Here is a 26,248-nt window from a genome sequence, read left to right on the forward strand (position 1 = left end):
AAGTAATAGAGAGGGTGAATGCCTCTGCGTACTCTTTTTAGAATTCTGATACTTTCAGTCGTTTTTTTAACAATTGGTTTTTATGTTAGCATAAATGAAAAAAATAATAGTAATATTTTGATTAAAGAAGATCATTCCTTAGAAATGAAACAAACTTTACCTCAGGGCCCTAATAATCAGACAGAAAATAAAACATCCTTAGAAAAACCAAAAGAAGGTTTAGCTTTATTGATTGGACAAAATGTTACTGTGTTAGAAAAGGAATTGGGAGCCCCCGAAAGAATTGATGAATCGATGTATGGCTATCAATGGTATATTTATAATCAGAATTATAACCGGTACTTACAGGTTGGTGTCGAAAATAATCAGGTCGTGACAATTTTTGCGATTGGTGAAACTCTAGATGTTTCTCCGTTTGAAATCGGTCAGCCGGTAGAGGAAATCTTTAATACGCAATTTTTTGATACAAATTTTAATTTAGAAGTAAACGGAAACTCCTACCGATTTGAACTGAATGATACCGATTTGAATATTCGTCCAATGGTTAAAATAGGGGATATTTATGTCCAACTCTATATCGATAAGTTTACTGGCAACCTATCAAGTGTCCGCTTCCTGAGTGCAGAAACACTAATTAAACAACGTCCTTACGAACTTGTTTATCGTGGAGATTTGATTAATGCAGATGAACCTAATGAGGATGCATGGAAATTGATTGAAAAAGGTATGGCTCAGCAGATTTTTGATATCACTAATGTCTTACGAGTTAAGAATAAATTAAAACCGTTAATCTGGGATGAGATGACAGCTGAAGCTGCTTACGGGCATAGTAAGGATATGGCTGAAAATAATGATTTTTCCCATACGTCTAAGAAATATGGCGACCTGACTAATCGATTAAAAACAGCAGAAGTAGCCTACCTTGCTGCAGGTGAAAATATTGCAGCAAATTATACTGATGGCCCAGCTGTTGTGGTGGGGTGGCTAAATAGTAAGGGGCACAGAGAAACGTTATTAAATAAAGATTATACTCATCTTGGTGTCGGGGTATATCAAAAATATTATACTCAAAATTTTATCCAAAAAACAGAACAATAAATAATAGGGAACAACTCTTGATGTCAGATTTAGATAATAAGAAAAAAAGGTGATTACAGTATCACCTTTTTTCAATTTCATAATGACTAAATAAAAATTTGCTTCCGTCCCAGCTTCCGTACGCACGAATAACCTCACCAACAGTAAAAGTATTTATTTTCACGTTTTTAGAAACAGGATTCACCTTTTTCGCGGTGATTAATCGTGATGCTGTTTGAAGCTTTAGTGTTTGTACATACATGTATCGGTGGTAATAAAAGCGCTGCTTTTCTTCCACAATACTCTTAATTTCTCCAGTTATTACAGCCTCTTGCCGAACATTTTTAGCAGCAAGCCATTTAACGTCCTGTTCTTTCATCTCTTTTCTTGTTAGCCAAAAAAAGTATAAACAAATAATTGGGATCACAATGGCGGTAACCATTTTGATTAAACGCCCCCATTTATTATTTTTTTATGATAAAAAAAGTTCCTGTCGCATAAGCGATTTTTTTTCCGTCACTACGGAATGCTTCGCCAGATATAACCATTGTTTTGCTGCCTTTATGAACAATATCTGCTTTACAGCGAAGTGTTTCTCCGATTCCTGGAGCGATATAATGAATATTAAGCTGATTTGTTACAGCTCCAAATCCCTCTGGAAGCAGTTGATTGGCCAAGACACCCATGGCCGTATCGAGAACTGTAGCGGTGATCCCGCCGTGAACAATATCTAGATTATTATTAATAATGGGAGTAATAGGAATGGTAATTTCGCAGGAATTTTGGTCAAAATTTCTTTCCATATGAAGAATTCCATCAATAAAAGTGCTCCTGTTTCGCTTAATCTTTCTTTGGACGCCATCTAATAGGCTGGCAATGGCCTGTAAGTCTGTTTCTGACCCAGTTTCAAGACATGATTCTAATAATTGACGCAATTCGTCTTTCATAATTATACCTCTTTCATTACGTGTTCTGTTGACATCTTACCACTTAGAAGCATAATAATAAAATATTTCATACTGATTTGATTTTTCACATTTCGTTTTTTACTACATATTGTATTATTGTCGATCAATATGGGCAGAGGTGAGAAAAATGACGCAAAAAAAATTGCATCCTTCCGTGCTCAAATTCAAAGAATTTGTAAAAGATAATCCGAAAATCATCAAAGAGGTTCGGAATGGGAAGGCAACCTTACAAGAATTATATGAGGATTGGTACTTATTAGGGGAAGAGGATAAACGCTGGGACGACATCGGTTCTGAAAATGATTCAGAATCTGAAACAAATAACGAGTCCAAGGGGGATTGGATGTCTAATATTATGGGTATGGTCAAAAAAATAGATCCAAATCAAATGCAAAATCATATTAATAACTTAAGTCAAGCATTAGGAGCGATTCAGGGCGTTATTTCACAATTTCAAGGTGGTAATGCTGCTTCAGGATCGATCAAGCCACAAGAAGGCCCAAAACATCCTTTTTCATTTCGAAAAGACTAACGGAAAGGAACATTAAACAATGCGAAGAGAGGTACTAGACTATTTAGAACGTCAGAAGGATCTAAAGCAATTTGTTCGAGAACAGCCGCTATGGTATCGGAAACTGACAAGAAATCCTGAAGATTTACAGTCGCTTGAAATAGCGTCGTTACACCATTATAAAAAGACAATACCTGATCAGATAGAAAAATTTTCCAATAATGTCCAAATGGCCTCTATGATGTACAATATGTTTCAGGCAATGAAAACACAAAGTTAACTAAGGACCACATAAAAAAATATGTGGCCCTTTTTTTGCTTATAAGGAATAAGACTAAAAAAGTAAAAGGAGGCGAACAATACCTACATAAAGGAGTGATAAGGTTGAAGAGAATCGTACCATTTATTATACTTCTATTCCTACTGGCAGGGATCATAATTGGATGTCAGAAGGATTTGCCAAAACCTGGAATGAAACCAAAAATCGTTTCAATGGATCAGTTAAGTTATTATCATGCCGAAATTGTCCCTGTTTATAATCAAAATTTAAAGGAAATTCCATCATTGTTTGTACAGCACGAAATAAAAGGAAATCAAATTCTAGTGGAATGCATTGTTAATGGTGTTAGCTTCCGAGAATCAGATCATGCAAAACAAAAAATAGGAAAAATGATTGTTTGGGTTGATGGAAAAAAGAATTCAGAAGTGACATCTGCTGCGTTTATTATTAAAGGTCTTTCTCCTGGAGTGCATAAAATGAAGCTTGAAGTAGTGAAGCTAAATAATGAGTCATATGGATTAACAAAAGAATTTATTGTAAATATCCCTAGGTAGAAGGATTTTTTCGCTTTCTCCAAGCTTTCATGTTAAAATTGCATTGGAGGTGGGCTGCAGTGCTTGCTACTAGTGAGAGAATTGAATTATTGGAATATGCTGAAGGCATAGCTAAGATGGTATTAGAATCTGACATTGCTGAACAATACCAAATTTGTTTATATAAAATGCAAAATAACAGGGAAACACAGCGGAAAATATCTCAATTTGTCAGCTTAAAGGAACTTTATGAAGAAGTTCAACGCTTTGGGAAATACCATCCGGATTATAAAAGAGTCATGATGCAAATCCGCGAATATAAACGGGAAATGGATTTGGACCCATTGGTAGCGGATTTCAAGTTGGCGGAGAATGATTTGCAAAGTCTCTTAGATCAAATCAGCATGCTAATTGGTGGTGCGGTATCAAAACATATAAAGGTCCCTACTGGGAACCCGTTTTTTGATAATGGTCATGGCTGTGGCAGTGGCGGCAGCTGCGGATGCAGCTGATGAAAAATTTGAATTGAAAAAGAACGTTTTAATGTGCTAGACTGATGAAAAATGATGGTTTTGTTGAAGGGGAAAAAAGTATGTTTGTTCAAAGACAAGGATTAGTTGTTTGGCTTTACTCTTTAAAACAAGCTAAAATGCTAAGGCGCTTCGGAAATGTTCATTACGTATCAAAAAAGCTGAAATATGTCGTTTTGTATTGTAATCAAGAAGAAGTAGAGGGAATCATGGAAAAGTTAAATTCTTTTTCATTTGTCAAGAAAGTAGAACCTTCGTATAAGCCATTTTTAAGAATGGAGTATGAAAATTCAGCTCCGGATAAAGCGAAGGAATATGATTATAAGATGGGAATATAAAAAGGTGAGGGTAATGAACCCTCACCTTTTATTGTAGCGGTAAAATATAGTGATTTAATCGTAAAATCCCAATTAAGTGCTGATAAAATAGTTCCTTTTCAGTAAAAATGGAAGATGGCTTTACGGAAAGCTCATGTATTTGTTTACCAAGTGAATGAGCTGTTTGAGCAAATAGGTTAAATCTTTTATTTGGCATTATATTTGGATTAGGAATACCTTCACGACAAATATAAAGAGGTTGGAACTTTCCAGGTGTTGTTGGCTTTAAGACAACAACTAAGGAGGTCACATCCTTTGTCTCAATCTTAGTATGAAGAGCTATCATATGCTGCAGACGGTGCTGATTAGCCTTTGCGAGTTCAACTAGCTCATAAACATCTGAATATCCTTCTCCTAGTTCAATAAAGCGTTGTATCAATTAAAACTCTCCTTTAAAATACATTGATTCACCCCTACCTTATCACTTATTTACTATTTAATAAATAGGCTCTGTTAAACTTGTCTGTTGATTTCCGCTTCAGGCACTCGCTTCTCGCGGGCGGTCTGGGACCCGCTTTTCCCGCATGACAATGAATAAGCTTCCTAGAATAATCACCGCACGAAGGAAATGCGTTAGCATTTTCGAGGAGTCTCGCGCCTTACGCTCCAATCAACAGAATGGCAAAATAAACAATGAGCTTTTATATAGCCAATAAATAAAAAAAACCCTGCAGAAAATTCTGCAGGGTCCTTCCACATCCTAAAAAAGGATAGAAGGCAAAGGGAGAGGAGAAACCGGAGGAAGAACTTATGGGGAAACGTAAGTCTTCTCCGCGGTTGGCAACAACATCCTCGAATTGATGTTGTTAATTACATTATTTCCACAACCTAAAAGCTTATACGTCTATTTTATATTTTTTCCATTTTAACGGTATTTTGCTGAACACTATTAAATAGAAGAAAAGATATTCCTAACAGATTGTCTACTTTTATTAAATTATGATAGGATGTATAAAGAAAAATTATTTACAACAAAAATGTGGTGATATGTTCGTGAGAGTGGTTTCAGGTATTTGTAAGGGGAGATCTCTTAAAGCTGTTCCAGGAAGTACGACTCGTCCAACGACGGATAAAGTAAAGGAAGCTATTTTTAATATGATTGGCCCTTATTTTGAAGGGGGAATAGGTTTAGATCTTTTCGCAGGCAGTGGCGGATTAGGCTTAGAAGCACTTAGCAGAGGATTGGAGAAGGTTATTTTTATTGACCGAGAGCCAAAGGCCATCCAAGTAATTCATGAAAATATTAAAGCCTGCAAATTTGAGGAGAATACCGAGGTTTATCGTAATGATGCAGATAGAGCGTTAAGGGCACTAATAAAAAGAGAAATCTGTTTTGATTACATATTTTTAGACCCGCCCTACAAAAAACAACAGCTTGTCAGTTTAATGGAAAAAATGGATAAGCAAGACATTGTAAGTTCAGATGGAATTGTTGTTTGTGAACATAGCTTTGATGTTGAATTACCAGAAAAGGTAGGGAGATTTACAGAAATTAAACATGAACAGTATGGGATGATTGCTGTAACAATATATTCAAGAAATAGTGGAGAATAAGGAGGAGTTAATTTGGCTGGAATAGCCGTTTGTCCAGGGAGCTTTGATCCAATTACATATGGCCATTTAGATATCATTAGAAGAGGTGCCAAAGTATTTGATATGGTCTATGTGAGCGTTATGAACAATTCTACGAAGAATCCATTATTCAGCGTCGAGGAGCGAATTAATCTTATTGAAGCTGTAACAAAAGATCTTCCAAATGTAAAGGTAGATGAACATTCAGGTTTACTAGTTGATTACGCTAAAGCTGTCAATGCGAGTGCCATCATACGTGGCTTGCGGGCAGTATCAGACTTTGAGTATGAAATGCAAATTACCTCGATGAACAGGGTATTAAATGAAGATATTGAAACCTTTTTTATCATGACAAATAGCCAATATTCCTTTTTAAGCTCAAGTATTGTGAAAGAAGTTGCTAAGTATAACGGGGATATTTCAACCCTTGTTCCACCTATTGTTGAAAAAGAATTACACAAAAAGTTTAAGCGATGAAAGAGCCAGGCAATTGCCTAGCTCTTTTTTAACCGAGTAAACAATATAATGATGTAAACAAACAGTGAGAAAATAGTAATGAGCGGTCCAACCTCAATCATTCGTTGGTAAAAATGATTTGCCCATGAACCCTCTTCAAAAAAACCAACTGGCAATGCATTTGAAGGCTGCTCTTTACTATTAAAGTGTACATAAATGGGGTTCCACAGAATTAATGCAAAAAAGCTGGCGAAAAAACCGTGAACGATTCTTGCAATAAAGAAGGGCTGAAATCTAATATCTGTTTGTGCTAAGATACTGGCCACCTGTGCTTGGACACTAAATCCGCTAAAAGCTAGGATAAAACTTGTTATCATTGCTTTTTGTAAAAGAGTGGCGTCTTGAACCTGACTGGTTAATTGGCTGCCTAAAGTGATTTCAAATAATCCAGAAATAAATGGAATACTTAACATTCCAGGAATTGATAAGGCTGAAAGCAGCACCTCAACTGATTTAGCCAATGTCGCAGTAATATGTAAATGATACAGCAATTTGTTAATCACCGAGAATAAAATAATGAAGCCGCCAACCATTAACAGGGTTTGAATCGATGAATTAACAGCATCTCCTAAGAGTTTCCCGATTGGCCGATTGTCTCTTAATCTTGTTTGATGTAAGGCAGATAAGGCCGCTCTAATTTTGAATTTTTTTCTTTTTTCACTGGCACCGTCAGGTGATTCATTTCCATAAAAACGCATAATAATGCCAACACAAATATTCCCTAAATAATGGGCGAGTGCAAGGATTACCCCTAATTGTGCATTATAGAAAAAGCCTACTGATACTGCACCAAAGATAAACAGTGGATTAGAGGAATTAGTAAAAGAAACGAGCCTTTCTGCCTCGATTTGTGTTAATTGGCCTTCTTGGCGTAATCTTGCAGTAAATTTGGCCCCTGCCGGGAAACCTGAGGCCATGCCCATTGCCCAAACAAACCCCCCTACACCTGGAACTTTAAAAAGTGGTCTCATGAGAGGTTCTAACAGAACGCCAATGAACTTGACAACCCCAAAACCTATCAACATTTCAGAGACAATAAAAAAAGGTAACAAAGAAGGAAAAACGATTTCCCACCACATATTAAGGCCGCGGATTGACGCTTCAAATGATTCTTGTGGATAGGAAATAAGCGAAGCTGCTAAAATCGTGACGGAAACGGATAATAAAATTGTTTTTAACTTTGACCGAAACAATGAAGGGACCTCCTTCCAAGCGAATTGCTCAAATTGTGCAAATCAATATTATCAATGCTAAAATAGAAATTATGCCAATAGGGATTTTCATTTATTATTGTCTAGCTGCAGCGTCTAGGGGCTCTTTGGTCTAAGCCAATCACTTAAGGAAGGTAGAGAAAACCTTCAATAAGTGCTCGTCTTATGCTTGGCTATATAAAGCAATGCTTTATGTACGCATTAAGGCCGACTAAGCACTTATCTGTGCTAAGTCACCCTAAATCACCCCTAGGCAATGTGCTTACGCTTTTCTACTTGTCCTCATATAACACAAATATACTCATAGAACGTTAATTTAGACCATAAGATTGAACGAGATTTTTATTCGTTGATAATAGGAGGTCAGCTAATATGGAGCACCCAAAAATAGGCTTGGCCCTAGGTTCAGGTGGTGCACGCGGGTTTGCTCATTTAGGAGTCATAATGGCATTGACAGAAGCGGGAATTCCGATTCATCTGATTGCAGGCAGCAGTATGGGGGCACTTGTAGCAAGTTTTTATGGGGCAGGTATCGAATTGGATCGGTTATATAAATTATCAACCGCTTTTAAAAGGAAATACTTTTTAGATTTTACCGTCCCAAAAATGGGTCTGATTTCAGGAAAGAAAATTAAAAATTTCATCAAGGTTTTTACCCATGGGAAAAACATTGAGGAGCTATCACTGCCGATTAGCATCGTGGCAACTGATTTAATGACAGGTGAAAAAGTTGTTTTTCAAAAAGGACCTGTTGCTGAAGCTGTACGTGCAAGCATCTCAATTCCCGGAATTTTTGTACCGGAAAAATATAATGGAAGAATTTTAGTAGATGGCGGGGTAACAGATCGTGTTCCCGTTTCGGTTGCCAAAGAAATGGGGGCGGATATTGTCATTGCAGTTGATGTTTCAAGAGTGAAACGGAACGCTGAAATAACCACCATTTACGATGTCATAATGCAGAGTATTGACATTATGCAAACCGAAATCATCAACAACAGGGAAACATCTGCTGATGTTATGATCCGGCCCTCTGTTGAAATGTTTAGCTCACGAGCATTCACACATCATGAAGAGATTATCAATATCGGGAAGGAAGAAACAAAAAATCATTTACAGCAAATTGTAACCGTTATTGAACAGTGGAAGGGGAAACATTAGCGATGCGCAAAAAAATTTATATAGGATCCTTACTATTGATAGCTTTTATTCTAATCGGCGGAATGTATTATTCCTTGCCATACTATGTATCAAAACCGGGCATGGCAAAAGAACTTGGACCAATCATAACGGTTGAAGACGGCTATAAGGATGAAGGAAACTTTATGCTTACAACAGTTAGAATGGGAAGAGCTAATATTTATTCCTATTTGGAAGCAAAGCTCCGAAAATATGAAGAAATTTATCCTTTGGAAATGATTTTATACAAAAAGGAAACAGAGGAAGAGTATAATGCAAGACAACTTCATCTGATGGAAGGTTCAAAACTAAATGCGATAGAGGTTGCCTACCGTAAAGCAGGCTTGCCTGTAGATTATAAATATAAAGGCATCTATGTTGTCCAGGTTGTTCCAGGAATGCCGGCAGAAGGTAAACTTCAACCAGGTGACCGAATTTTTAAAGTAGATGGGCATCAGTTCCCATCATCGGAAAAATTTATTGAATATGTTGGCAAAAAACATGCTGGAGACAATGTCACATTAACCTATTTAAGAAATAAAAAAACAAACACAGTCACCTTAAGTCTTAAGCCGTTTAAAGAGGATTCCACAAAAATTGGGATTGGAATATCACTAGTGGACGATAAGGAAATTATTGTTGATCCAAATGTAAAGGTTAAGACGGATGAAATTGGTGGTCCATCTGCTGGATTTATGTTTTCTTTGGAAATTTATAACCAGTTAACGAGTGAAGATTTAACGAAAGGATACCAAATAGCCGGTACAGGCACAATTGACGAGGAAGGGAATGTTGGTCCAATCGGCGGGATTGAACAAAAAATTGTCGCAGCTGACAAGGCAGGTGCAGAAATCTTTTTAGCTCCAAATGAAAAAGGGGCAAAGAATTCAAATTATCAGGATGCATTAAAAACAGCCCGCGATATTCATACAAAAATGAAAATCATTCCAATCGATACATTCGATGAAGCAGTGCAATATTTAGAAAAGCTGCCAGAGAAGTAAAGAAAACTCGCCGATTGGCAAGGCATTAGACTAAGACAGAGTGCAGTTGCAGTTATACCCGATAAGAATGCTTGCTTTCCTATCGGCTAAAAAAAGATGGTGCGTTTCGCATCATCTTTTTTACTCTATAAATATGGGTGGCTGCTTAAATTCCTGCCTGATCATATCATTTTTTACTTGATTAGGGAGACCAAGGGAATAGACTCGTGCTGCTTTTACATCAAGGAGAATTTCAGGATCCTTACAAGAAGAAAGCTTAGAAACGAGGGGAAGGCTAAAATCCTTTTTCCTCTTATTCAGATATTCTTTTCCTCTGCTCGTCATTCCTAATAGTCTTATATAAGAAGCATTTTCCGAGTGGATTGTCATTTCTATTTTTTTTGTATTTGTTAAAATATGAACGCACAATCGTTGCAGTCTCGTCCATGTATACCTTTTGGTTTTCACTTTCTGCATGAATTCTTGAAAGCTGCCTGCCTCCAACGCCGCAGCCAGTAATCTGTTCTCGAGTCCTTCTTCCATCTCATAGATTTCTCTTAACTCGTGAGGATGGCAATGGAGAAGACGAAATTGCAGATAGCTCCAATAATTTTCCCATTGGTGAAAAATTTGATAATGGTGAAGATATTCTTTTAACAATTGCTTGGTTGGTTCAGGTACATATTGGTCAATTTCCTTTTTGCCATTCTCGTTTGAGAAAATCGCTTTTCGGATACTCGTCGCACTTGCAATCGTATCAGAGGCGAAATGTTCATCGTGGTAGTCGGCATTTTTTCGCGGCACAGTCAATGGTCTAATCTTGCTCTTTTGCTTGTTAACTGCTTTTATGTATTCAAGCCCAAGAATGTTATTCGGTTTCGCTAAATCCAAATAATTTTCTGAATCTGACAATTGCTGAAAAGCAAGAGATACAGCTTTTGGATAACTAGCACCCGTATTCATGAATTGATGAATATTTTCCTCAAATGGTTGTTGCTGCTCTCTTAAGAACTTAATTGTTTGATAAAAATCAGAAATATCGCCGCTTTCACTCCCGAAACAAACCGATTCGCAGCAGGCAGCATCTAGAATTGACACGGCTCCATTTGCAAAGGTCTCCGCCTTCTGAACCGCGAAGCGGTAGGGAAGTTCAAAGACGAGATCGACTCCATTTAGCAACGCCATTTTTGTACGATACCATTTAGAAACAAGTGCAGGTTCCCCTCTCTGCAAAAAATTCCCGCTCATGACGGCAATGACAACATCAGCATGTGCAGCTTCCTTCGCAGCTTTTAAATGGAAGGCATGCCCATTGTGAAAAGGGTTATATTCGACAATTACGCCAACAGCATTCATTTACAATCTCCTTATTAAAATTTACTAACATTATAGCAAAATTCTAAGGAAATCAATCAAATATTATGATAAGATGTTGTAGATGTTTGTAAAAGGCTAATCTGGATACACTATAATGGAAAAACTTTTCTAAGTGAATTCTAGTTAGTAAAAAAACACCTGACGAGGTGTAAAGAAAAAACATTGACAAAAATATTATCGAAGGCTATAATTACCTTTGTTGCCTTGGGGTGATTCAATTGAAATGGACATTAAGTCAATTACAAAAATATCGAAACAAGGATTTTATGATTGATGAGACGATTCGTGTGGATGAGATTAAACAAGACGATCCCACCATTCGAGAAGTTTCTCCCATGCATATTACAGGCCGGGGAGATATTGATTCAACGAAAGTGACGTTCCATGTAAAAATCGAAGGTCATTTAATCCTTCCTTGTTCTCGTACTTTAGTGGATGTAAAACTTCCAATTAATGTCGAAACAACTGAAACTTTCCTCTTACAAGGTTCAGTTTATGAAACTGAAGAGGAAGTATATCAAGTAAAAGGCGATGTGATTGATGTAATGCCAATCATTCGAGAGATTCTTTTACTTGAGGTTCCAATGCAAGTGTTTTGCGAGGATGTCGAGTCTGAAGAAGCTGCCCCTCAATCTGGTAAGGATTGGGAAGTTATTCATGAAGAAGATCAATCGAAAAAGATTGATCCGAGACTAGCGGGACTTGCAAAGTTTTTTGACGAAAACAAATCTTCTTCCGAATCATAATCGGCAAATCTAAGAAGCAAAGTGAAGAACCAGCATTCCTGGCCTTCATTACTTTCTTAATACTCTTTAAGGAGGTGGGAAGAATGGCTGTACCTTTTAGAAGAACTTCTAAAACTGCAAAAAGAAAGCGTCGTACTCATTTTAAACTAAACGTACCTGGTATGGTAAGTTGCCCAAACTGTGGTGAAATGAAACTTGCTCACCGCGTATGTAAAGCTTGCGGAACATACAAAGGAAAAGACGTTGTTAACGACTAATTTCCGTTAGGATAGAAAGCACAAGGGTGGCTTAGCCCTTGTGCTTTTGTCGTTTCTATACATACTTATGGTCCCTGGAAAGTCCCTAACTATTGAAAAAAATTGATATGAAAGGACGAGATAAATTGTCATACACCATCGAAAAAAGAGAGAAGGGCTATTTATTATTTTCGATAACCAGAATCGAAAAAAGAAATGCCATTAATTATGAAGTGATGAAGGGGCTAAGAGAGGCAGTAAAAAGAGCTTCTGAACCAGATATTAAGGCACTTGTTATTACCGGGGAAGGTTCCCAAGCCTTTTGTTCTGGAGGTGATTTATCCGTTTTCCACCTTCTTCATACTAAGGAGGAAGCCTATCCTATGCTTTCGATGATGGCTAATATTCTTTATTCGCTCCTTACCTTACCAATTCCGACCATTGCTCTCATAAACGGAACAGTAGTTGGGGGCGGTTGTGAACTTGCGGCTGCATGTGATTTTCGTTTGGCGCGAAAAGGGATAAAAGCAGGGTTTGTTCAGGGAAAGCAGGCAATCACCACGGGTTGGGGCGGTGGTTCCATCCTAGCAGAAAAACTACCAGCAGCGAGTGCGATGAAGCTTTTGATGGAAGCAGAGTTACAAACAGCCGAAGAATTAAAAAATGTTGGCTTTTTCAATGTCCTTTTTGAAAATGATCCCCTTGAGGTATGTGAGACATTCATTGAAAAGATGGTAACTACTGATATAAGTGTTCTCAGTTCCTATAAAAGAGTGTGGACTAGAAAGTGGGAGGAAACCAAGCTGCGCGAAAGAATAGAGGAAGAGGTTAAAAATTGCTCGTTGCTTTGGGAAAGTGATGCCCATCATGAATATGTAAATTCTTTTATGAGGAAAAGTGGCGGAACACCGCAAAAATAGATCAGAAAGCTCCTATCGGTGTGGAAAATAATCAATTTTCTCTTCCAATTAAGAGAAGCTCAGGCTTCCTCGCTTCCTTTATTTTGTTAGATTGGTTCTTTGGATGAATAGCAGCTCCATAGTCGATGGAGGTGACGCTGTTTCACAAGTTTTGTGAGGAAAAAACTGTGAATAAAGATTAAAAGACAACTCTTGTTTAAGTCTATCTTTTCTAGTAGATGCATATGTATTATAAAAACACTAGGAGGGATGAACTGATGTCACCAACCAGACAAGATGCATGGTCCCAAGATGAAGATTTGTTGCTTGCTGAAGTTGTATTGAGGCATATCCGTGAAGGCGGAACGCAACTGCAGGCATTTGAGGAGGTTGGCAAACAGCTTTCGAGAACTTCAGCAGCCTGTGGTTTCCGCTGGAACTCATATGTACGTAAGCAATATACGTCAGGAATAGAACTTGCTAAGAAGCAACGTAAGGAGTTAAAGAAACAAGACGATCCTGCTGAGAGGGAGGCTATTCAAGAGCCGGCTAAAGTAGCCGCTGTACAGTCGTCACCCGGTTGTGAACAAGGCGGTACCATCACATTCCCAGCCGTAATGCACTTTTTAGAAGGACTCCAACAGCAAGTAGAAGTCTCATCTAGTTTTGAAGAGGACAGGATGAAAACCTCTGAAAAAATTAAAGAATTGGAAAAGAAGGCTTACTATTTGGCGGCTGAAAATGAAAGACTGTCAAAAAATTTAAAGGCAATAGAAGAAGATTACCGTTCTTTAATTGAAATTATGGAAAGAGCTCGAAAGATGGTCGTTCTTCAAGATGAGGACAGACAACAAAAAGTAAAATTTCAAATGGATAAAAACGGAAATCTGGAAAGAGTGGAAAAATAGTAAAAAAGCGGACACTTTTGTCCGCTTTTTAAATTATTGTTGCTGTGGCTCTACACCATCTGGATACCAGACAAGTGGGTTTTCTCCACGGTCACGCTCCATATCGTAATCAACATTGGTAAACCCCATGTATTCCCAAAAATTTCTTGATTGTACTCTTGGGTTTGTCTTAATTGGAAGTCCAAAGCTTTTAGCAAATTCTACAAGAGCTTTACCAAAGCCCTTACCTTGATATCCTGGCAGTACTTCGAGTTTCCATAATTCTAAATAGTTTTGTGGTGGATAGAAATAGCGATCAAATTTAGCGTCAATTTGATATAAACTCATTCGTGCTACTAGTTTGTCCCCGAAATATATACCGTAAAAAGGTGATTCACCATCATTATCAATCATATTTGCTTCGAGGTCTTCAAGCATGGATAACTCTTGAATCCCATATTCTTTAAATTTTTTAAATTCTTCTAGTGTTTTAAAATTTACTTTTAATTTTTCCACTTTTGCCACCATAGTTAAACCTCCTAAAAAATGATAACCTTATAATCTTGTATGTAATCAATTAGTCTTGAAAACACACAATGAAATAATTTTTGCATTATTCAAATGAATTACTATCATTATATAACAAAAGTACAAAAAATTCTTCAAATAACTTCAGGAAGCGTTTTCAAAATTTGCAGGAAATTCCGAGAATGATGTAGAAACTTAATAGTGATGGAACAAAAGGGATATGAAAGGGGAAAAAATGTGCAAAAAATTTTAATTGCCAATCGAGGAGAAATTGCCCTTCGGATTATTAGAACCTGTCATGAGATGGGGATTGAAACGATTGCTATTTATTCCGAAGCAGATAAAGAAATGCCTTATGTAAAAGCCGCTACAAAGGCTGTTTGCGTAGGGGAATCTCCAGTTAACAAATCCTATTTACAAAGTGATAAAATTTTGGAAATCGCAAAAAGTGAAAAAGTGGATGCCATCCACCCAGGATATGGCTTTTTATCTGAAAATGCCGCATTTGCCAATAAGGTCATTAATGAAGGAATAATTTTTATCGGACCCAAGCCTGAAACAATTGAGTTAATGGGAGATAAGATTGTTTCACGCCAAACAATGGAGAAGGCCGGTGTTCCAGTTGTCCCTGGAAGTGGAGATGGATTAAAGACCATTGAGGATGCTATGAGTCTTGCTGAGTCCATCGGGTACCCTGTAATGCTTAAAGCAAGTGGCGGAGGCGGGGGAATTGGAATGGTGCTTTGTGAAACTGAACAAGCGCTCGTTAATTCTTATGAGTCGACTAAATCGAGAGCGATGGCCTATTTTGGTTCAAATGAAGTTTTTATTGAAAAATATATTGCTGATAGCCGACATGTTGAAGTTCAAGTGTTTGGAGATCACACTGGAAACATCGTCCATTTGTTTGAACGGGATTGTTCCATTCAAAGAAGGCATCAAAAGGTAATCGAAGAATCACCATCACCTTTTCTGTCTGAAAAAGTCCGGCAAAAAATGTTTGAAACAGCGGTAAAAGCTGCTCTTGCTGTTGAATATTCGAACGCAGGTACGATTGAATTTATTGTCGATGAAAATGAAAACTTTTATTTTCTTGAAATGAACACACGACTCCAAGTGGAGCACCCTGTAACAGAAATGATTGCAGGGCTTGATTTAGTCAAATGGCAAATTCTCGTGGCTCAAGGTGAGAAATTACCTTTGTCACAATCTGAGATTATATCTTCAGGTACCGCCATCGAATTTCGTCTTTATGCTGAAGACCCTGTCCGCTTTTTACCATCACCGGGAAAAATCACTACACTAAAATGGAGTCAAAAAGAGGGAGTGAGAATTGATTCAGGATATGAAGAAGGCGGAACGGTGACACCATTTTATGATCCGATGATTGCCAAATGTATTTTTTATGGTCAGACAAGGAAAGAAACATTAATGGCTGCAGAAAACTTTTTTAAAGAGATAAAAATTGAAGGAATTAAAACAAATGCACCGCTATTCTTAAATGTTTTAGCAAATGATGACTTCCAAAATGGGGCGTACACAACAAATTTCTTAACAAAAAAACTAGTGAAATAAGGAGAAGGATAACATGAAAGAAATCACCGCATCAATGGCAGGAACAGTATTAAATATTTTTGCAGAACCGGGAGACCAAGTAAACCTTGGGCAGGAGGTTTTAATGTTAGAATCAATGAAAATGGAAATTCCAATCGAAAGCGGAACCGAGGGTGTTGTCCATAAAGTAAATGTCAGCATTGGAGATTTTGTAAATGAAGGCGATGTCTTGATCATTCTAGAATAGGATTTCATATACGAGGGGGAGCATTATGGCGACAACTAATACCTTAAATGACCAATTGAATGAAAATAGGAAAAGAATTGAAGCTGGTGGTCATCCAAAATATCATGAAAAACTTAAAGAACAAAAAAAATTGTTTGTTCGTGACCGGTTAACGTTATTATTTGATGAGGGAAAATATGAAGAGGATGGAAAATTCGCCAATTTCCAAGCTGGTGATCTCCCTGCAGATGGTGTAGTTACTGCTATCGGTAAAATTAATGGGCAGACTGTATGTGTCATGGCTAATGATTCGACGATTAAAGCTGGTTCTTGGGGTGCGCGTACAGTTGAAAAAATTATTCGTATTCAAGAAACGGCAGAAAAATTAAAGGTTCCATTATTCTATCTTGTCGATTCTGCCGGTGCGAGAATCACTGACCAAATAGAGATGTTTCCAAATCGCAGAGGAGCAGGGAAAATCTTTTATAACCAAGTGAAGCTTTCCGGGATGATTCCGCAAGTTTGTATTTTGTTTGGACCTTCAGCTGCTGGTGGTGCATACATTCCGGCATTTTGCGATATTGTCATTATGGTCGATCAAAATGCATCTATGTATTTAGGCTCACCACGAATGGCAGAAAAGGTAATCGGTGAAAAGGTAACACTTGAGGAAATGGGCGGTGCCCGTATGCACTGTACGATAAGCGGCTGCGGCGATGTTCTGGCTTACAGTGAGGAAGAAGCAATTGAATCAGCCAAAAAATATATTAGCTATTTTCCTGCGAGCTTTAAAGAAAAAACAAAGATGTTAAATGGAGTGGCAGCAAAAGAAGGCCGTGATCTGGAAGCGATTATTCCGGAAAACCAAAATGCACCATTTGATATGGTTGAGTGCATTGATCGTCTAGTTGATAATGGTAGTTTTTATGAAATAAAAAAATTGTTTGCACCAGAATTAATAACTGGATTAGCTAGAATTGATGGGAGTGCTGTCGGTATTATTGCCAATCAGCCGAAAGTAAAAGGCGGCGTTTTATTTGTTGATTCTGCGGATAAAGCAGCAAAATTCATCCAGCTTTGCGATGCCTTCCATATTCCATTATTGTTCTTAGCAGACGTTCCTGGTTTTATGATTGGAACAAAAGTTGAACGGGCCGGAATTATTCGTCATGGTGCAAAATTGATTGCGGCTATGAGCTCAGCAACCGTACCGAAAATATCGGTCATTGTTAGAAAAGCTTATGGTGCTGGCCTTTATGCGATGGCGGGTCCTGCGTTTGAACCTGATTGCTGCATTGCTTTGCCAACTGCCCAAATTGCGGTAATGGGTCCGGAAGCAGCAGTAAACGCTGTTTACTCCAATAAGATTAATGAAATTGACGATCCAAAAGAAAAAATTGCTTATGTACAAGGAAAGCATAAAGAATATAAAGAGCATATCGACATTTATAAGCTGGCGTCAGAGCTCATTGTCGATGAAATAGTGGCCCCTTCTGAATTAAGAGATGTGCTTATCCAGCGCTTTGCATACTACGAAACAAAAGAATTAACATTTAGTGTCCGGAAGCATCCAGTGTATCCAGTCTAAAAATCATCCCCTTTTCGATCTTTGTCGAAAAGGGTGTTTTTTTAAAATCATACTAACAAACTAAAGACAGCATTTGATAAAATAACTGATATAGATAGGAAAGCGTAGGCGCCTTGATCAGCCCCGACAGGCATAAGACGAACCGCGAGGAGGCAGTTTTCCAGCCACCACAGCGGGGCGGCTTATGACCCGAGGTGCTAGGCTGGAGCTGGAATACGACTTAAATGAGGGGTTATTATGAAGGTTGGAATTATCGGAGCAGGGTCGATTGGGCTATTATTTGCTGCCTACATTAGCAAGGTATCTGATGTAGCCATATATACAAGAACACAGGAGCAGGCTGCTGAGATAAACAAAAATGGAATCTTGTTGCGAAAAGGGACGGAAGAAAGTATAGCCTTAGTCAAAGCCCTGCCAATTTCGGAATGGCAAGGAACAGAAGAGTTAACGATTATAGCAGTTAAACAATATCAGCTTCCAGCAATTATTGAGAAACTAAATCATCTATCGGTCATTCCTGAGTGCTTATTATTTTTACAAAATGGGATGGGGCATTTAAAGCTTCTTAAAGGTATTAAGGCAAACAATCTATATATAGGGTCTGTTGAACACGGTGCCTTGAAGGAAAATTCATTTAATGTGAGCCATAATGGTGAAGGGGTAACAAATGTCGCAGCTTTTCAAGGTGAAACAGCATCATTGCAATATTTGGCAGAGGCTGTTGTCTTAGATTTCCCAATTGTTTTTCAAAAGGATTTTTACGATATGCTCATAAAAAAATTGATTGTCAATGCAGTTATTAATCCATTGACCGCTATCCTTTACGTGAAAAATGGAGAATTGATTGAGAATCGGTGCTATTTTAAAGTCGTAAAAAATCTCTTTGCAGAAATTTCTTTTATTTTAAATCTAGAAAATCCGGATGAATATTTACAGCTGGTTGTTGATATTTGTAAAAAAACAGCAAACAATCGATCCTCAATGTTAAAAGATATTGAAGCGAATAGGTTGACGGAAGTTGATGCAATCTTAGGGTTTTTACTTGAAGAAGCAAAAAGACAGGATAAGAAAGCTATACAAATAGAGAGTATTTATTACTTGATAAAAGGAAAAGAATCACATCAGGAGGAAGTTTTATGAGTACCTTTCTCTCTTCAATTTTAACTGTTTTTTTTACATTGCCGTTTCTAGGTTCTATTCTTGTCTTTTTCATTATAAAATTAATTACTAAAAAATTCCGTAAATCGCTCCATAAGGCAGTGGATTATACAACTTTTTTATATATCATTTCTGTTCATTTTTTAATCGTTACCATATGGGGAAAATCGTTTTTTTGGTTAATAATGCTAATAATGATTTTCATTGCCATGGTGTTTGTATTTGTTCATTGGAAGGTAAAAGAAGAAATTGTGATAAAAAAGGTGGTCAAAGGGTTTTGGCGTTTTAATTTTATCGTATTTTTTCTAGCTTATATGACCTTAACTTTGTACGGAATTATTCATGGTGCTTTAAGTTTTACCTTTTCAACATAAATTTTGAAGCAAAGATTTTTTCATTATCGGTGGGTAGTGGTATACTCTTAAAGAATGAATCTGGGTATTAGAAAGGAAGTACACGAATGGAGATTTTAAATCTCTCACTACCAGCAACCAATCGGTTTGCATCGAATTATTTGGAACAATCTGCTGCTATCCAGCCTTTTTTTCATTATCGTTTTAATGATTTACACGAAGATACGAAAAGAATAGCTGAATTAAACAACAGACCGTTTCCCCGCATGGAGGTTGCTGCACATATTGAGGGCTTTATGGAGCAATATCCATCTTCAGAAGCTGTAAAGAAGTCGATAAATAAACTGAAAAAAAATAATAGCCTTGTGGTTATTGGTGGTCAACAGGCAGGGATCCTGACAGGACCTCTTTATTCTATACATAAAGTCATTTCAATTATAAAATTAGCGGAACAAAAAGAAAGACAGCTGGGAGTTCCTGTAATACCTGTTTTTTGGATTGCTGGAGAGGACCACGATTACCAAGAAGTGAATCACGTGTTTGTACCTGTTAAAGATAGGATAGATAAATGGACCTATCCGGAAAAAGTTCACCAAAAGAAAATGGTTTCCGATATCCAGTTGAACAAAGACATTTGTCTGTCATGGGTAGAGAATCTAATTAAGAATTTTGGAGAAACAGAAAATACGAATAGTCTTTTAGAATTTGCTGAAGCTATTATTTCAAAGTCAACAACTTTTGTTGATTTCTTTGCTTACATTGTAATGGAACTTTTCAAGGATTATGGGCTTTTAATTGTAGATTCTGGGAACAGGGATTTTCGCATGCTACAAAAAGAATTTTTCAGAGAACAGATTGTTCACCATGATGCCATAACCTTCTCGTTATTAGAACAACAAAAGCAAATAGAGCAAGAGGGTTTTCCAATTACCATTGAAGCAAGCGAGAAAGCAGCAAATCTTTTCTATTATGATCAAAGGGTAAATGAACGAATTTTGTTAGAATATAATTGTGAAATCGGTCGTTTCGTGGGAAAAAGTGGTGCCATTGCCTTTACTAAAGAAGAATTATTGGAGTTAGTCGATGATAACCCTACAAAATTAAGTAATAATGTGGTGACACGACCGCTCATGCAGGAATGGCTTTTCCCAACAATTGCCTTTATTGCAGGGCCAGGTGAAATTTCCTACTGGGCAGAGCTTAAGCTTGTATTTGAGCATTTTAATATAAAAATGCCGCCCATTGTCCCGCGCTTAAATATAACATTCTTAGATCGTTCAATTGAAACGGATGTTTCAGAATTAAATTTGAATCTCACAGATGTTTTAAGCAATGGAACAGAAAAGGAAAGAGAAAAATTTTTAGCCGCCATTAAAGATAAAGAATTAGCAGAGTTATTTTCAAATACCATCGAACAGTTATTAAAGCAGTATGAGCTTATTGAGGCTAAAACAGAACAACTTGACAGTGCTCTCTTACCAATGCTGAGGAAAAATGAAAAATATTTACTGAAAGAGATTGGATTTATGCAATCAAAACTAGAAGAAGCAGGAAAGTTGAAACACGATGTTTTGTTAAAAAAATATGCTCGTGTGGAACTTGCTTTACGGCCTGATGGTTTTCCACAAGAAAGAGTTTGGAATGTATTTTATTATTTAAATCAATTTGGTTTGACCTTTATGAATAAATTAATGGCGGGGACTTATGAATTTGATGGCCGCCATAAAGTTTTGAAAGTATAAAAAACTTCACCTCGATGTGAAGTTTTTTTTTGCGCCGAAAAAGCGAATCACTTTCACCAGTCAGATTGAGAATATACATTTTACAAGACGATTTTAGTGATCCCTAGGATCTACTCCCATCGCCAATATTATGTTGGTGTACTGCTCGTAATAAAATTTTTTTGTACATGGGTTAAAGATTGAGACTCATGCTGGTTTTTTTCCAAAAAATTCAATGTTAAAAAAGGATTTTAAAGAAATTAGGGCGAATAGTTAAGAAATAGGTGGTGAAAAGTGGGGGAATGTGGTACATTTTTTATAGAAAGTGGGGGTAACGGGTATGTTCATGGGTGAATACCATCACAGCATCGATAATAAAGGCCGCCTAATTGTGCCTTCCAAATTCCGTGATGAACTTGGCGACATGTTTATTATTACACGTGGATTGGATCAATGTTTGTTTGGATACCCAGTTTCAGAGTGGGGGCTTATTGAAGAGAAGCTAAAAGGCCTGCCACTGACCAAAAAAGATGCCCGTGCTTTTACCAGATTCTTCTTTTCTGGAGCAACAGAAAGTGAACTTGATAAGCAAGGAAGAATTAATATTCCTTCACCACTATTGCAATATGCAAAATTGGATAAAGAATGCGTAATTTTAGGTGTTTCTAATCGAATTGAAATTTGGAGTAAACAGATTTGGGAGGACTATTTTACTCAGTCTGAAGATTCTTTTGCGGAAATTGCAGAAAATATGATTGGCTTTGATATATAATGGATAAGTTATATTAATATATTTTCTGTAATAAATGTTCGATTGGAAAAGGTGGTACAAACATGTTTGAACATACAACTGTGTTATTAAATGAAGCTGTTGAAGGATTAAATATTAAGTCAGATGGTATTTACGTCGATTGTACCCTGGGCGGTGCGGGACATAGTTCCCTTATTCTTACAAAACTTGGTGCAGGTGGTAAACTGTATGCATTTGACCAGGACGAAACAGCGATTGCTAATGCAAAAGAAAAATTATCCGAATACGGAGATCGATTAGTTATTATTAAAAGCAATTTCTTGCATTTAAAGGAAGAACTTGAAAAGCGTGGGATTTATAAAGTGGATGGTGTTCTTTATGACTTGGGTGTATCCTCACCACAGTTGGATACTCCTGAAAGAGGCTTTAGCTACCATCATGATGCACCGCTGGACATGAGAATGGACAATGAAGCGGACATTTCTGCTTATGATGTCATTAATCATTGGGCATATGAAGACTTAGTCCGGATCTTTTTTCGCTATGGAGAGGAGAAATTCTCTAAACAAGTAGCCAGAAAAATAGAAGCTGCGAGAGCAGTAAAACCAGTTGAAACAACAGCTGAACTCGTTGAGTTAATTAAAGAAGCTATTCCTGCACCCGCTAGAAGAAAGGGTGGACATCCCGCCAAACGAATTTTTCAAGCCGTCAGAATAGCTGTAAATGATGAATTAGCTGTATTTGAACAATCATTGGAGCAAGCAATTGACTTGTTAAATCCAATGGGGAGAATAAGTGTCATCACTTTCCATTCTCTAGAGGACAGAATTTGTAAGGCTGCCTTTAAGAAAGCAAGTGAGACCCCAAATTTACCTCCAGGTTTACCAATCATTCCAGATGAGTATAAACCCATTTTAAAGTTTGTCTCTCGTAAACCCATTCTTCCGTCTGAAGAAGAATTAGAACAAAACAATCGTGCACGATCTGCAAAGCTTCGCATTGCAGAAAAACTATAAGAAAAGCTCCAGCCCTTAAGTGCTGGAGCTGGACAAGAAAAAACAATCTGGAGGGGAAACGGTTGAGTAATCTTGCCAGGAAATATTTCGAACAGCAACAAACAGAACAAAAAGTCCAAAACAAAAATCAAGTAAAAATAAAAAAATCGTGGCTCACTCCAGGGGAAAAAATAATTGGAATCGTATTTACGGGTGTGGTATGTTTTGGAGCAGTACACCTTATTTCTAATCAATCAAAAATATATGAAGTAAACAAGGACATACAAAAAGTTGAAGTAAAGGTTAATGAACAACAAAAAGTAAATAGAGACTTACAGGTCCAAGTTAGCGAATTAAGTTCATACGAACGGATTTTTAAAAAGGCTAAGGATATGGGTCTTTTTATAAACGAAAATGACGTCAAGGTTGTGCAGAAGAGATGAACAAAAAACAGCCATATATGAATGTGGGAGCAGCGATATTGTTTGTGATATTCGGTCTGCTCTTTTTTGTCTTGATATGCAGGTATTTTTCGATTCAAATTACGGGAGAAGTCAGTGGGCAGCCACTTGCCGCGAAGGCCCAGCAAAAATATAGCAGGGAGGGGACTCTTCAAGCGACAAGGGGTGCCATCTTTGATCGGAATGGTGAGGTAATTGCTGAGGATACAGCTTCCTATAAACTTATTGCGATTTTGGACAAAAAGATGACAACCAATCCTAAAAAACCGCAGCATGTTAAAGATCCCCGGAAAACTGCACAAGAACTCGCTAAGTACATAAAAATGGATGAATCCAAGATTTATAGTATTTTAACTAATGGGATTAAGAAGGGCAGGTTCCAGGTTGAATTTGGCAAGGCGGGAAAAGATATAACGTATGAAGTAAAGAAAAAAATAGAAGCCTTAGAGCTTCCGGGGATTACATTTTCCCGTGATTCGAAACGGTTCTATCCAAATGGAATCTTTGCTTCTCATTTAGTTGGCTATGCAGAGCAAATTGAACAAAAGGATGGAACCTATAAATCTGTAGGAAAAATGGGGATCGAGAAATCTTTAAATGAAGAGTTAACAGGAAAAAATGGCAAGATTAATTATGAGAGCGATTTGTGGGGCTATATCCTTCCTGATGGAAAGGAAAAAATTACTCCGGCACAGAATGGAAATAATGTTTATTTGACAATTGATCAAAAGATCCAAACCTTTTTGGAAGACGCCATGGATAATGTAGCGAAGCAATATAAACCGAAAAAAATTATCGGAGTTGTTGCTGACCCGAAAACAGGGGAAATCCTGGCAATGGGTCAGCGCCCGTCGTTCCAGCCGAAAACCAAAGAAGGAATTGATAAAAGCTGGCATAATGAAGCGATTGAAACATCGTTTGAACCAGGATCAACGATGAAAATTTTCACTCTTGCCGCTGCTATACAAGAAAAAGTATTTGACCCAAATGAATTCTATCAATCCGGGTCCTATCAGGTTACAGATAAATCTCAAGTTATCCATGATCATAATGGATCTGGTTGGGGACCGATTACTTATCTTGAAGGAGTTCAACGCTCTTCGAATGTAGCGTTCGCTAAAATTGCCAACGAAAAATTAGGTTTTGATACATTCAGAGAATATTTAACAAAGTTTGGTTTTGATAAACCGACGGGGATCGAACTTCCGGATGAAACTTCAGGGAAAATTCAATTTACTTATCCGATTGAAAAAGTCACTACTGCCTATGGACAGGGAACAGCAATTACGCCAATTCAACAAATTCAAGCGGCTACAGCAATCGCTAATGATGGGAAAATGTTAAAGCCGCAAGTAGTTAAAGAGATTGTTAATCATGATACAGGTGAAACGATAAAGAAAGTATCTCCAGAAGTGGTGTCAACTCCGATATCGGCAGAAACTGCTAAACAAGTGCGTGACATTCTGGAAACGGTTGTCACCTCGCCTAAAGGTACTGGAGGACGTTACAAGATTGATGGTTATAGTGTAGCGGGTAAAACAGGTACTGCTAATATCCCTGGACCTAATGGAAAATATTTATCAGGGGTTAATAATTATATGTTCTCCTTTTTAGGGATGGCGCCAAGGGACGATCCTAAATTAATCGTTTATGTTGCAGTTCAGCAGCCTGAGCTTGAAGGTAGTGATGCAGGTCAAGGAGCTATTCCTGTCTCGGCAATTTTTAATCCTGTGATGAAAAATAGTCTGCATTATTTAAATATCCAGCCATCCGAGCTTGAAAAAGCTGAGGTTAACAAACTATCAAATCTTAAGGGACAAGCGACAGAGGAAGCTGTCAAGAATCTAAAAGAAAAGGGTTTTGAAACTGTCGTCCTCGGCAGCGGATCCAAAGTTGTTGGGCAGCTTCCAAAGGCCGGGACAACCGTTTTGGAGGGTGAGAAGGTAATAATTCAAACAGATGGTGAACTTACTGCTCCAGATATGACAGGTTGGTCACTTCGAGATGTAATGAAAATAGCTAATATTGCTGGATTAAAATTAAATTCTAAGGGAAAAGGCTATGTAACTCAGCAAAGTATTCCACCAAACTCTATTTTACACAGTGGTGATTTCCTTATTGTCGATTTAAAAACCCCTGAAGAACAATGGAGTAATGAATCTGGACAAACCGAGGAAAATAAAGAAGAGAAGGTGCAAGATTAACTGTTGATCCCGCTTTTTTAAGCGGGATTCAGATTGTCGAGAAAGGGTATTTTTCTCGGCAATTTTTTATTCTGTCAAAATCTAAATACCAAATTTATTGATTGTCCCTGCGAATGGGCCTGTTGATTTCCGCGGGGAGGTCCTGTAGCCTGCGGGGTTCTCCAGTGACCTCCGCTCCAATCGACTAAGATATGGAACAGAATCATGAACATTGCCAGGTGTAACATAAACGTTCGTAATTATATTAAAAACTTCATATCTGTAGTTCGGTGGTCAAGATAACAGAACATTTCCTGTTTGTTTTCACGGGACATAAATCCACATTCAGGGTCCGTTGTACTAACTCGAATTTCTTTAGTCTCCTTCACTCCCTCCCTTTCTTTTAACGGTTTTTTTCCATGATTAATTCTATCCTCTTCTACTGCCTTGTTTAGGTCATCAAAATATTCCCGAGTATCTACTTCCACCTCTTGTTTTGTAAATTTGTGTATATTTGCGTTTGCCTTTAAGTGTGTAGAATCCGTAAATAAAACACGTCCGCCAACCATCTTATGATTCATTGCTAGAAGAACATTTTCATCAAAAATCTCCCGAAAAATATTTGTATCCTTAAAACGGTGTTGACGATTCCAGCTAATCGTAGAGTGATGAGGTACTGGGTCGTTGAATTTCAGACTTAAAAACCAGCGGTAGGCGACGTTTGTTTTAATTTCCCTTTCTACTTGACGTTCAGAACGAAGGCCGTATATATATAGTCAATAAACATCATCTTATAAAGAATAAGAGGATCAGTAGGGCGTCCATTATCATCGCTGTAATAAGGACGGACT

30 protein-coding genes and 1 pseudogene are annotated in these 26,248 nt (G+C 37.5%); 24 read left to right on the plus strand and 7 right to left on the minus strand.

The features are described 5' to 3' along the window. Window positions 1-18: 18 nt before the first annotated feature. Window positions 19-1,098, plus strand: coding sequence for a CAP domain-containing protein (locus V7150_RS15060; protein ID WP_420490297.1), 1,080 nt, complete (start codon window positions 19-21; stop codon window positions 1,096-1,098). Window positions 1,099-1,159: 61 nt separating this feature from the next. On the opposite strand, the gene V7150_RS15065 is transcribed toward V7150_RS15060, so the two are convergent. Then, window positions 1,160-1,519 carry a hypothetical protein gene (locus V7150_RS15065; RefSeq protein ID WP_335519767.1) on the minus strand — a complete coding sequence of 120 codons (360 nt, stop codon included), beginning with the start codon at window positions 1,517-1,519 and terminating at the stop codon, window positions 1,160-1,162. Between the two features lie 22 nt (window positions 1,520-1,541). Beyond that, window positions 1,542-2,024 carry a PaaI family thioesterase gene (locus V7150_RS15070; protein WP_283922515.1) on the minus strand — a complete coding sequence of 161 codons (483 nt, stop codon included), beginning with the start codon at window positions 2,022-2,024 and terminating at the stop codon, window positions 1,542-1,544. Window positions 2,025-2,172: 148 nt separating this feature from the next. Here V7150_RS15070 and V7150_RS15075 point away from each other — a divergent pair, with 148 nt between their 5' ends. The 5 genes from V7150_RS15075 (at window position 2,173) to V7150_RS15095 (ending at window position 4,237) form a co-directional block, all read left to right on the plus strand. Then, window positions 2,173-2,577, plus strand: a complete 405-nt coding sequence (locus V7150_RS15075; RefSeq protein WP_335519770.1) for a YlbD family protein — start codon at window positions 2,173-2,175, stop codon at window positions 2,575-2,577. Window positions 2,578-2,596: 19 nt separating this feature from the next. Further along, window positions 2,597-2,836 (plus strand): YlbE-like family protein, encoded by a 240-nt coding sequence (locus V7150_RS15080; RefSeq protein WP_335519773.1) that lies wholly within the window; start codon window positions 2,597-2,599, stop codon window positions 2,834-2,836. 104 nt (window positions 2,837-2,940) lie between these two features. Beyond that, entirely contained in the window at window positions 2,941-3,390 is a 450-nt protein-coding gene (locus V7150_RS15085) for a hypothetical protein (RefSeq protein WP_335519776.1), read from the plus strand. 59 nt (window positions 3,391-3,449) lie between these two features. Further along, window positions 3,450-3,881 (plus strand): YlbF family regulator, encoded by a 432-nt coding sequence (locus V7150_RS15090; RefSeq protein ID WP_335519834.1) that lies wholly within the window; start codon window positions 3,450-3,452, stop codon window positions 3,879-3,881. An 80-nt stretch (window positions 3,882-3,961) separates the two neighbouring features. Further along, the gene (locus V7150_RS15095; protein WP_283922520.1) at window positions 3,962-4,237 is read left to right on the plus strand and encodes a YlbG family protein; all 276 of its coding nucleotides are present in this window, start codon (window positions 3,962-3,964) and stop codon (window positions 4,235-4,237) included. Window positions 4,238-4,265: 28 nt separating this feature from the next. Here the strand turns inward: V7150_RS15095 and V7150_RS15100 are convergent, their stop codons facing one another. Further along, window positions 4,266-4,655, minus strand: coding sequence for a DUF7147 family protein (locus V7150_RS15100; RefSeq protein ID WP_335519779.1), 390 nt, complete (start codon window positions 4,653-4,655; stop codon window positions 4,266-4,268). Window positions 4,656-5,269: 614 nt separating this feature from the next. Here V7150_RS15100 and rsmD point away from each other — a divergent pair. After that, on the plus strand, window positions 5,270-5,830 hold the full coding sequence (rsmD, locus tag V7150_RS15105) for a 16S rRNA (guanine(966)-N(2))-methyltransferase RsmD (RefSeq protein WP_335519782.1): 561 nt from the start codon (window positions 5,270-5,272) through the stop codon (window positions 5,828-5,830). Between the two features lie 12 nt (window positions 5,831-5,842). Beyond that, window positions 5,843-6,325, plus strand: a complete 483-nt coding sequence (gene coaD, locus V7150_RS15110) for a pantetheine-phosphate adenylyltransferase (RefSeq protein ID WP_283922523.1) — start codon at window positions 5,843-5,845, stop codon at window positions 6,323-6,325. Window positions 6,326-6,342: 17 nt separating this feature from the next. Here coaD and ylbJ read toward each other — a convergent pair whose 3' ends face one another. Next, window positions 6,343-7,557: a sporulation integral membrane protein YlbJ gene (ylbJ, locus tag V7150_RS15115; RefSeq protein ID WP_335519786.1), complete on the minus strand. Its 1,215-nt coding sequence runs from the start codon at window positions 7,555-7,557 to the stop codon at window positions 6,343-6,345. Window positions 7,558-7,947: 390 nt separating this feature from the next. On the opposite strand from ylbJ, the gene V7150_RS15120 reads away from it, so the two are divergent. Both V7150_RS15120 and V7150_RS15125 read left to right on the plus strand, forming a co-directional pair. After that, a complete protein-coding gene (locus V7150_RS15120) occupies window positions 7,948-8,733 on the plus strand; it encodes a patatin-like phospholipase family protein (protein WP_335519789.1) in 786 nt (261 codons plus the stop codon). Window positions 8,734-8,735: 2 nt separating this feature from the next. Beyond that, complete coding sequence (locus tag V7150_RS15125) at window positions 8,736-9,755, plus strand: SepM family pheromone-processing serine protease (RefSeq protein ID WP_335519793.1); 1,020 nt, start codon at window positions 8,736-8,738, stop codon at window positions 9,753-9,755. Window positions 9,756-9,875: 120 nt separating this feature from the next. Here the strand turns inward: V7150_RS15125 and V7150_RS15130 are convergent, their stop codons facing one another. After that, window positions 9,876-11,090, minus strand: coding sequence for a nucleotidyltransferase (locus V7150_RS15130; protein WP_335519796.1), 1,215 nt, complete (start codon window positions 11,088-11,090; stop codon window positions 9,876-9,878). Window positions 11,091-11,329: 239 nt separating this feature from the next. On the opposite strand from V7150_RS15130, the gene V7150_RS15135 reads away from it, so the two are divergent. From V7150_RS15135 to V7150_RS15150, 4 genes are all read left to right on the plus strand, one after another. Next, window positions 11,330-11,857: a YceD family protein gene (locus V7150_RS15135; protein ID WP_335519799.1), complete on the plus strand. Its 528-nt coding sequence runs from the start codon at window positions 11,330-11,332 to the stop codon at window positions 11,855-11,857. Window positions 11,858-11,940: 83 nt separating this feature from the next. Then, the gene (gene rpmF, locus V7150_RS15140) at window positions 11,941-12,114 is read left to right on the plus strand and encodes a 50S ribosomal protein L32 (RefSeq protein WP_024029176.1); all 174 of its coding nucleotides are present in this window, start codon (window positions 11,941-11,943) and stop codon (window positions 12,112-12,114) included. 125 nt (window positions 12,115-12,239) lie between these two features. Beyond that, on the plus strand, window positions 12,240-13,013 hold the full coding sequence (locus V7150_RS15145) for an enoyl-CoA hydratase/isomerase family protein (RefSeq protein WP_335519803.1): 774 nt from the start codon (window positions 12,240-12,242) through the stop codon (window positions 13,011-13,013). Between the two features lie 257 nt (window positions 13,014-13,270). Then, the gene (locus tag V7150_RS15150; RefSeq protein ID WP_335519806.1) at window positions 13,271-13,900 is read left to right on the plus strand and encodes an RsfA family transcriptional regulator; all 630 of its coding nucleotides are present in this window, start codon (window positions 13,271-13,273) and stop codon (window positions 13,898-13,900) included. 33 nt (window positions 13,901-13,933) lie between these two features. On the opposite strand, the gene V7150_RS15155 is transcribed toward V7150_RS15150, so the two are convergent. Continuing rightward, window positions 13,934-14,407: an N-acetyltransferase gene (locus V7150_RS15155; RefSeq protein ID WP_335519808.1), complete on the minus strand. Its 474-nt coding sequence runs from the start codon at window positions 14,405-14,407 to the stop codon at window positions 13,934-13,936. 237 nt (window positions 14,408-14,644) lie between these two features. On the opposite strand from V7150_RS15155, the gene V7150_RS15160 reads away from it, so the two are divergent. The 10 genes from V7150_RS15160 to V7150_RS15205 all read left to right on the plus strand — a co-directional run bounded on the left by V7150_RS15160 (window position 14,645) and on the right by V7150_RS15205 (window position 25,418). Further along, window positions 14,645-15,982 carry an acetyl-CoA carboxylase biotin carboxylase subunit gene (locus tag V7150_RS15160; RefSeq protein ID WP_335519811.1) on the plus strand — a complete coding sequence of 446 codons (1,338 nt, stop codon included), beginning with the start codon at window positions 14,645-14,647 and terminating at the stop codon, window positions 15,980-15,982. 13 nt (window positions 15,983-15,995) lie between these two features. Beyond that, window positions 15,996-16,208, plus strand: a complete 213-nt coding sequence (locus V7150_RS15165) for an acetyl-CoA carboxylase biotin carboxyl carrier protein subunit (RefSeq protein WP_283922533.1) — start codon at window positions 15,996-15,998, stop codon at window positions 16,206-16,208. Between the two features lie 25 nt (window positions 16,209-16,233). Continuing rightward, window positions 16,234-17,775: an acyl-CoA carboxylase subunit beta gene (locus tag V7150_RS15170; protein WP_335519814.1), complete on the plus strand. Its 1,542-nt coding sequence runs from the start codon at window positions 16,234-16,236 to the stop codon at window positions 17,773-17,775. Between the two features lie 237 nt (window positions 17,776-18,012). Then, entirely contained in the window at window positions 18,013-18,915 is a 903-nt protein-coding gene (locus V7150_RS15175; RefSeq protein ID WP_335519816.1) for a 2-dehydropantoate 2-reductase, read from the plus strand. Continuing rightward, on the plus strand, window positions 18,912-19,307 hold the full coding sequence (locus V7150_RS15180; protein ID WP_335519818.1) for a DUF3397 domain-containing protein: 396 nt from the start codon (window positions 18,912-18,914) through the stop codon (window positions 19,305-19,307). The genes V7150_RS15175 and V7150_RS15180 overlap by 4 nt, the downstream gene beginning before the upstream one ends. Window positions 19,308-19,393: 86 nt before the next feature. Then, window positions 19,394-21,028: a bacillithiol biosynthesis cysteine-adding enzyme BshC gene (gene bshC / locus V7150_RS15185; RefSeq protein ID WP_335519821.1), complete on the plus strand. Its 1,635-nt coding sequence runs from the start codon at window positions 19,394-19,396 to the stop codon at window positions 21,026-21,028. 319 nt (window positions 21,029-21,347) lie between these two features. Then, window positions 21,348-21,779 (plus strand): division/cell wall cluster transcriptional repressor MraZ, encoded by a 432-nt coding sequence (gene mraZ, locus V7150_RS15190; protein ID WP_335519823.1) that lies wholly within the window; start codon window positions 21,348-21,350, stop codon window positions 21,777-21,779. A 62-nt stretch (window positions 21,780-21,841) separates the two neighbouring features. Further along, window positions 21,842-22,774, plus strand: a complete 933-nt coding sequence (rsmH, locus tag V7150_RS15195) for a 16S rRNA (cytosine(1402)-N(4))-methyltransferase RsmH (protein WP_335519826.1) — start codon at window positions 21,842-21,844, stop codon at window positions 22,772-22,774. 62 nt (window positions 22,775-22,836) lie between these two features. Next, window positions 22,837-23,196, plus strand: a complete 360-nt coding sequence (ftsL, locus tag V7150_RS15200) for a cell division protein FtsL (RefSeq protein WP_335519829.1) — start codon at window positions 22,837-22,839, stop codon at window positions 23,194-23,196. Continuing rightward, the gene (locus V7150_RS15205) at window positions 23,193-25,418 is read left to right on the plus strand and encodes a penicillin-binding protein (protein WP_335519832.1); all 2,226 of its coding nucleotides are present in this window, start codon (window positions 23,193-23,195) and stop codon (window positions 25,416-25,418) included. Before ftsL ends, V7150_RS15205 begins: the two co-directional genes overlap by 4 nt. Window positions 25,419-25,550: 132 nt before the next feature. Here V7150_RS15205 and V7150_RS15210 read toward each other — a convergent pair. Continuing rightward, a pseudogene (locus V7150_RS15210) lies at window positions 25,551-26,248 on the minus strand (transposase); the annotation flags it as partial.

The organism is Neobacillus drentensis (genome assembly GCF_036965245.1).
Taxonomy (GTDB): domain Bacteria; phylum Bacillota; class Bacilli; order Bacillales; family Cytobacillaceae; genus Neobacillus; species Neobacillus drentensis_G.

Coding starts and splice junctions, on each gene's coding strand:
- V7150_RS15060 (WP_420490297.1), top strand. CDS start 19: ATGCCTCTGCGTACTCTTTTTAGAATTCTGATACTTTCAGTCGTTTTT.
- V7150_RS15065 (WP_335519767.1), bottom strand. CDS start 1,519: ATGGTTACCGCCATTGTGATCCCAATTATTTGTTTATACTTTTTTTGG.
- V7150_RS15070 (WP_283922515.1), bottom strand. CDS start 2,024: ATGAAAGACGAATTGCGTCAATTATTAGAATCATGTCTTGAAACTGGG.
- V7150_RS15075 (WP_335519770.1), top strand. CDS start 2,173: ATGACGCAAAAAAAATTGCATCCTTCCGTGCTCAAATTCAAAGAATTT.
- V7150_RS15080 (WP_335519773.1), top strand. CDS start 2,597: ATGCGAAGAGAGGTACTAGACTATTTAGAACGTCAGAAGGATCTAAAG.
- V7150_RS15095 (WP_283922520.1), top strand. CDS start 3,962: ATGTTTGTTCAAAGACAAGGATTAGTTGTTTGGCTTTACTCTTTAAAA.
- V7150_RS15120 (WP_335519789.1), top strand. CDS start 7,948: ATGGAGCACCCAAAAATAGGCTTGGCCCTAGGTTCAGGTGGTGCACGC.
- V7150_RS15125 (WP_335519793.1), top strand. CDS start 8,736: ATGCGCAAAAAAATTTATATAGGATCCTTACTATTGATAGCTTTTATT.
- V7150_RS15130 (WP_335519796.1), bottom strand. CDS start 11,090: ATGAATGCTGTTGGCGTAATTGTCGAATATAACCCTTTTCACAATGGG.
- rpmF (WP_024029176.1), top strand. CDS start 11,941: ATGGCTGTACCTTTTAGAAGAACTTCTAAAACTGCAAAAAGAAAGCGT.
- V7150_RS15150 (WP_335519806.1), top strand. CDS start 13,271: ATGTCACCAACCAGACAAGATGCATGGTCCCAAGATGAAGATTTGTTG.
- V7150_RS15155 (WP_335519808.1), bottom strand. CDS start 14,407: ATGGTGGCAAAAGTGGAAAAATTAAAAGTAAATTTTAAAACACTAGAA.
- V7150_RS15165 (WP_283922533.1), top strand. CDS start 15,996: ATGAAAGAAATCACCGCATCAATGGCAGGAACAGTATTAAATATTTTT.
- V7150_RS15170 (WP_335519814.1), top strand. CDS start 16,234: ATGGCGACAACTAATACCTTAAATGACCAATTGAATGAAAATAGGAAA.
- V7150_RS15175 (WP_335519816.1), top strand. CDS start 18,013: ATGAAGGTTGGAATTATCGGAGCAGGGTCGATTGGGCTATTATTTGCT.
- V7150_RS15180 (WP_335519818.1), top strand. CDS start 18,912: ATGAGTACCTTTCTCTCTTCAATTTTAACTGTTTTTTTTACATTGCCG.
- bshC (WP_335519821.1), top strand. CDS start 19,394: ATGGAGATTTTAAATCTCTCACTACCAGCAACCAATCGGTTTGCATCG.
- mraZ (WP_335519823.1), top strand. CDS start 21,348: ATGTTCATGGGTGAATACCATCACAGCATCGATAATAAAGGCCGCCTA.
- rsmH (WP_335519826.1), top strand. CDS start 21,842: ATGTTTGAACATACAACTGTGTTATTAAATGAAGCTGTTGAAGGATTA.
- V7150_RS15205 (WP_335519832.1), top strand. CDS start 23,193: ATGAACAAAAAACAGCCATATATGAATGTGGGAGCAGCGATATTGTTT.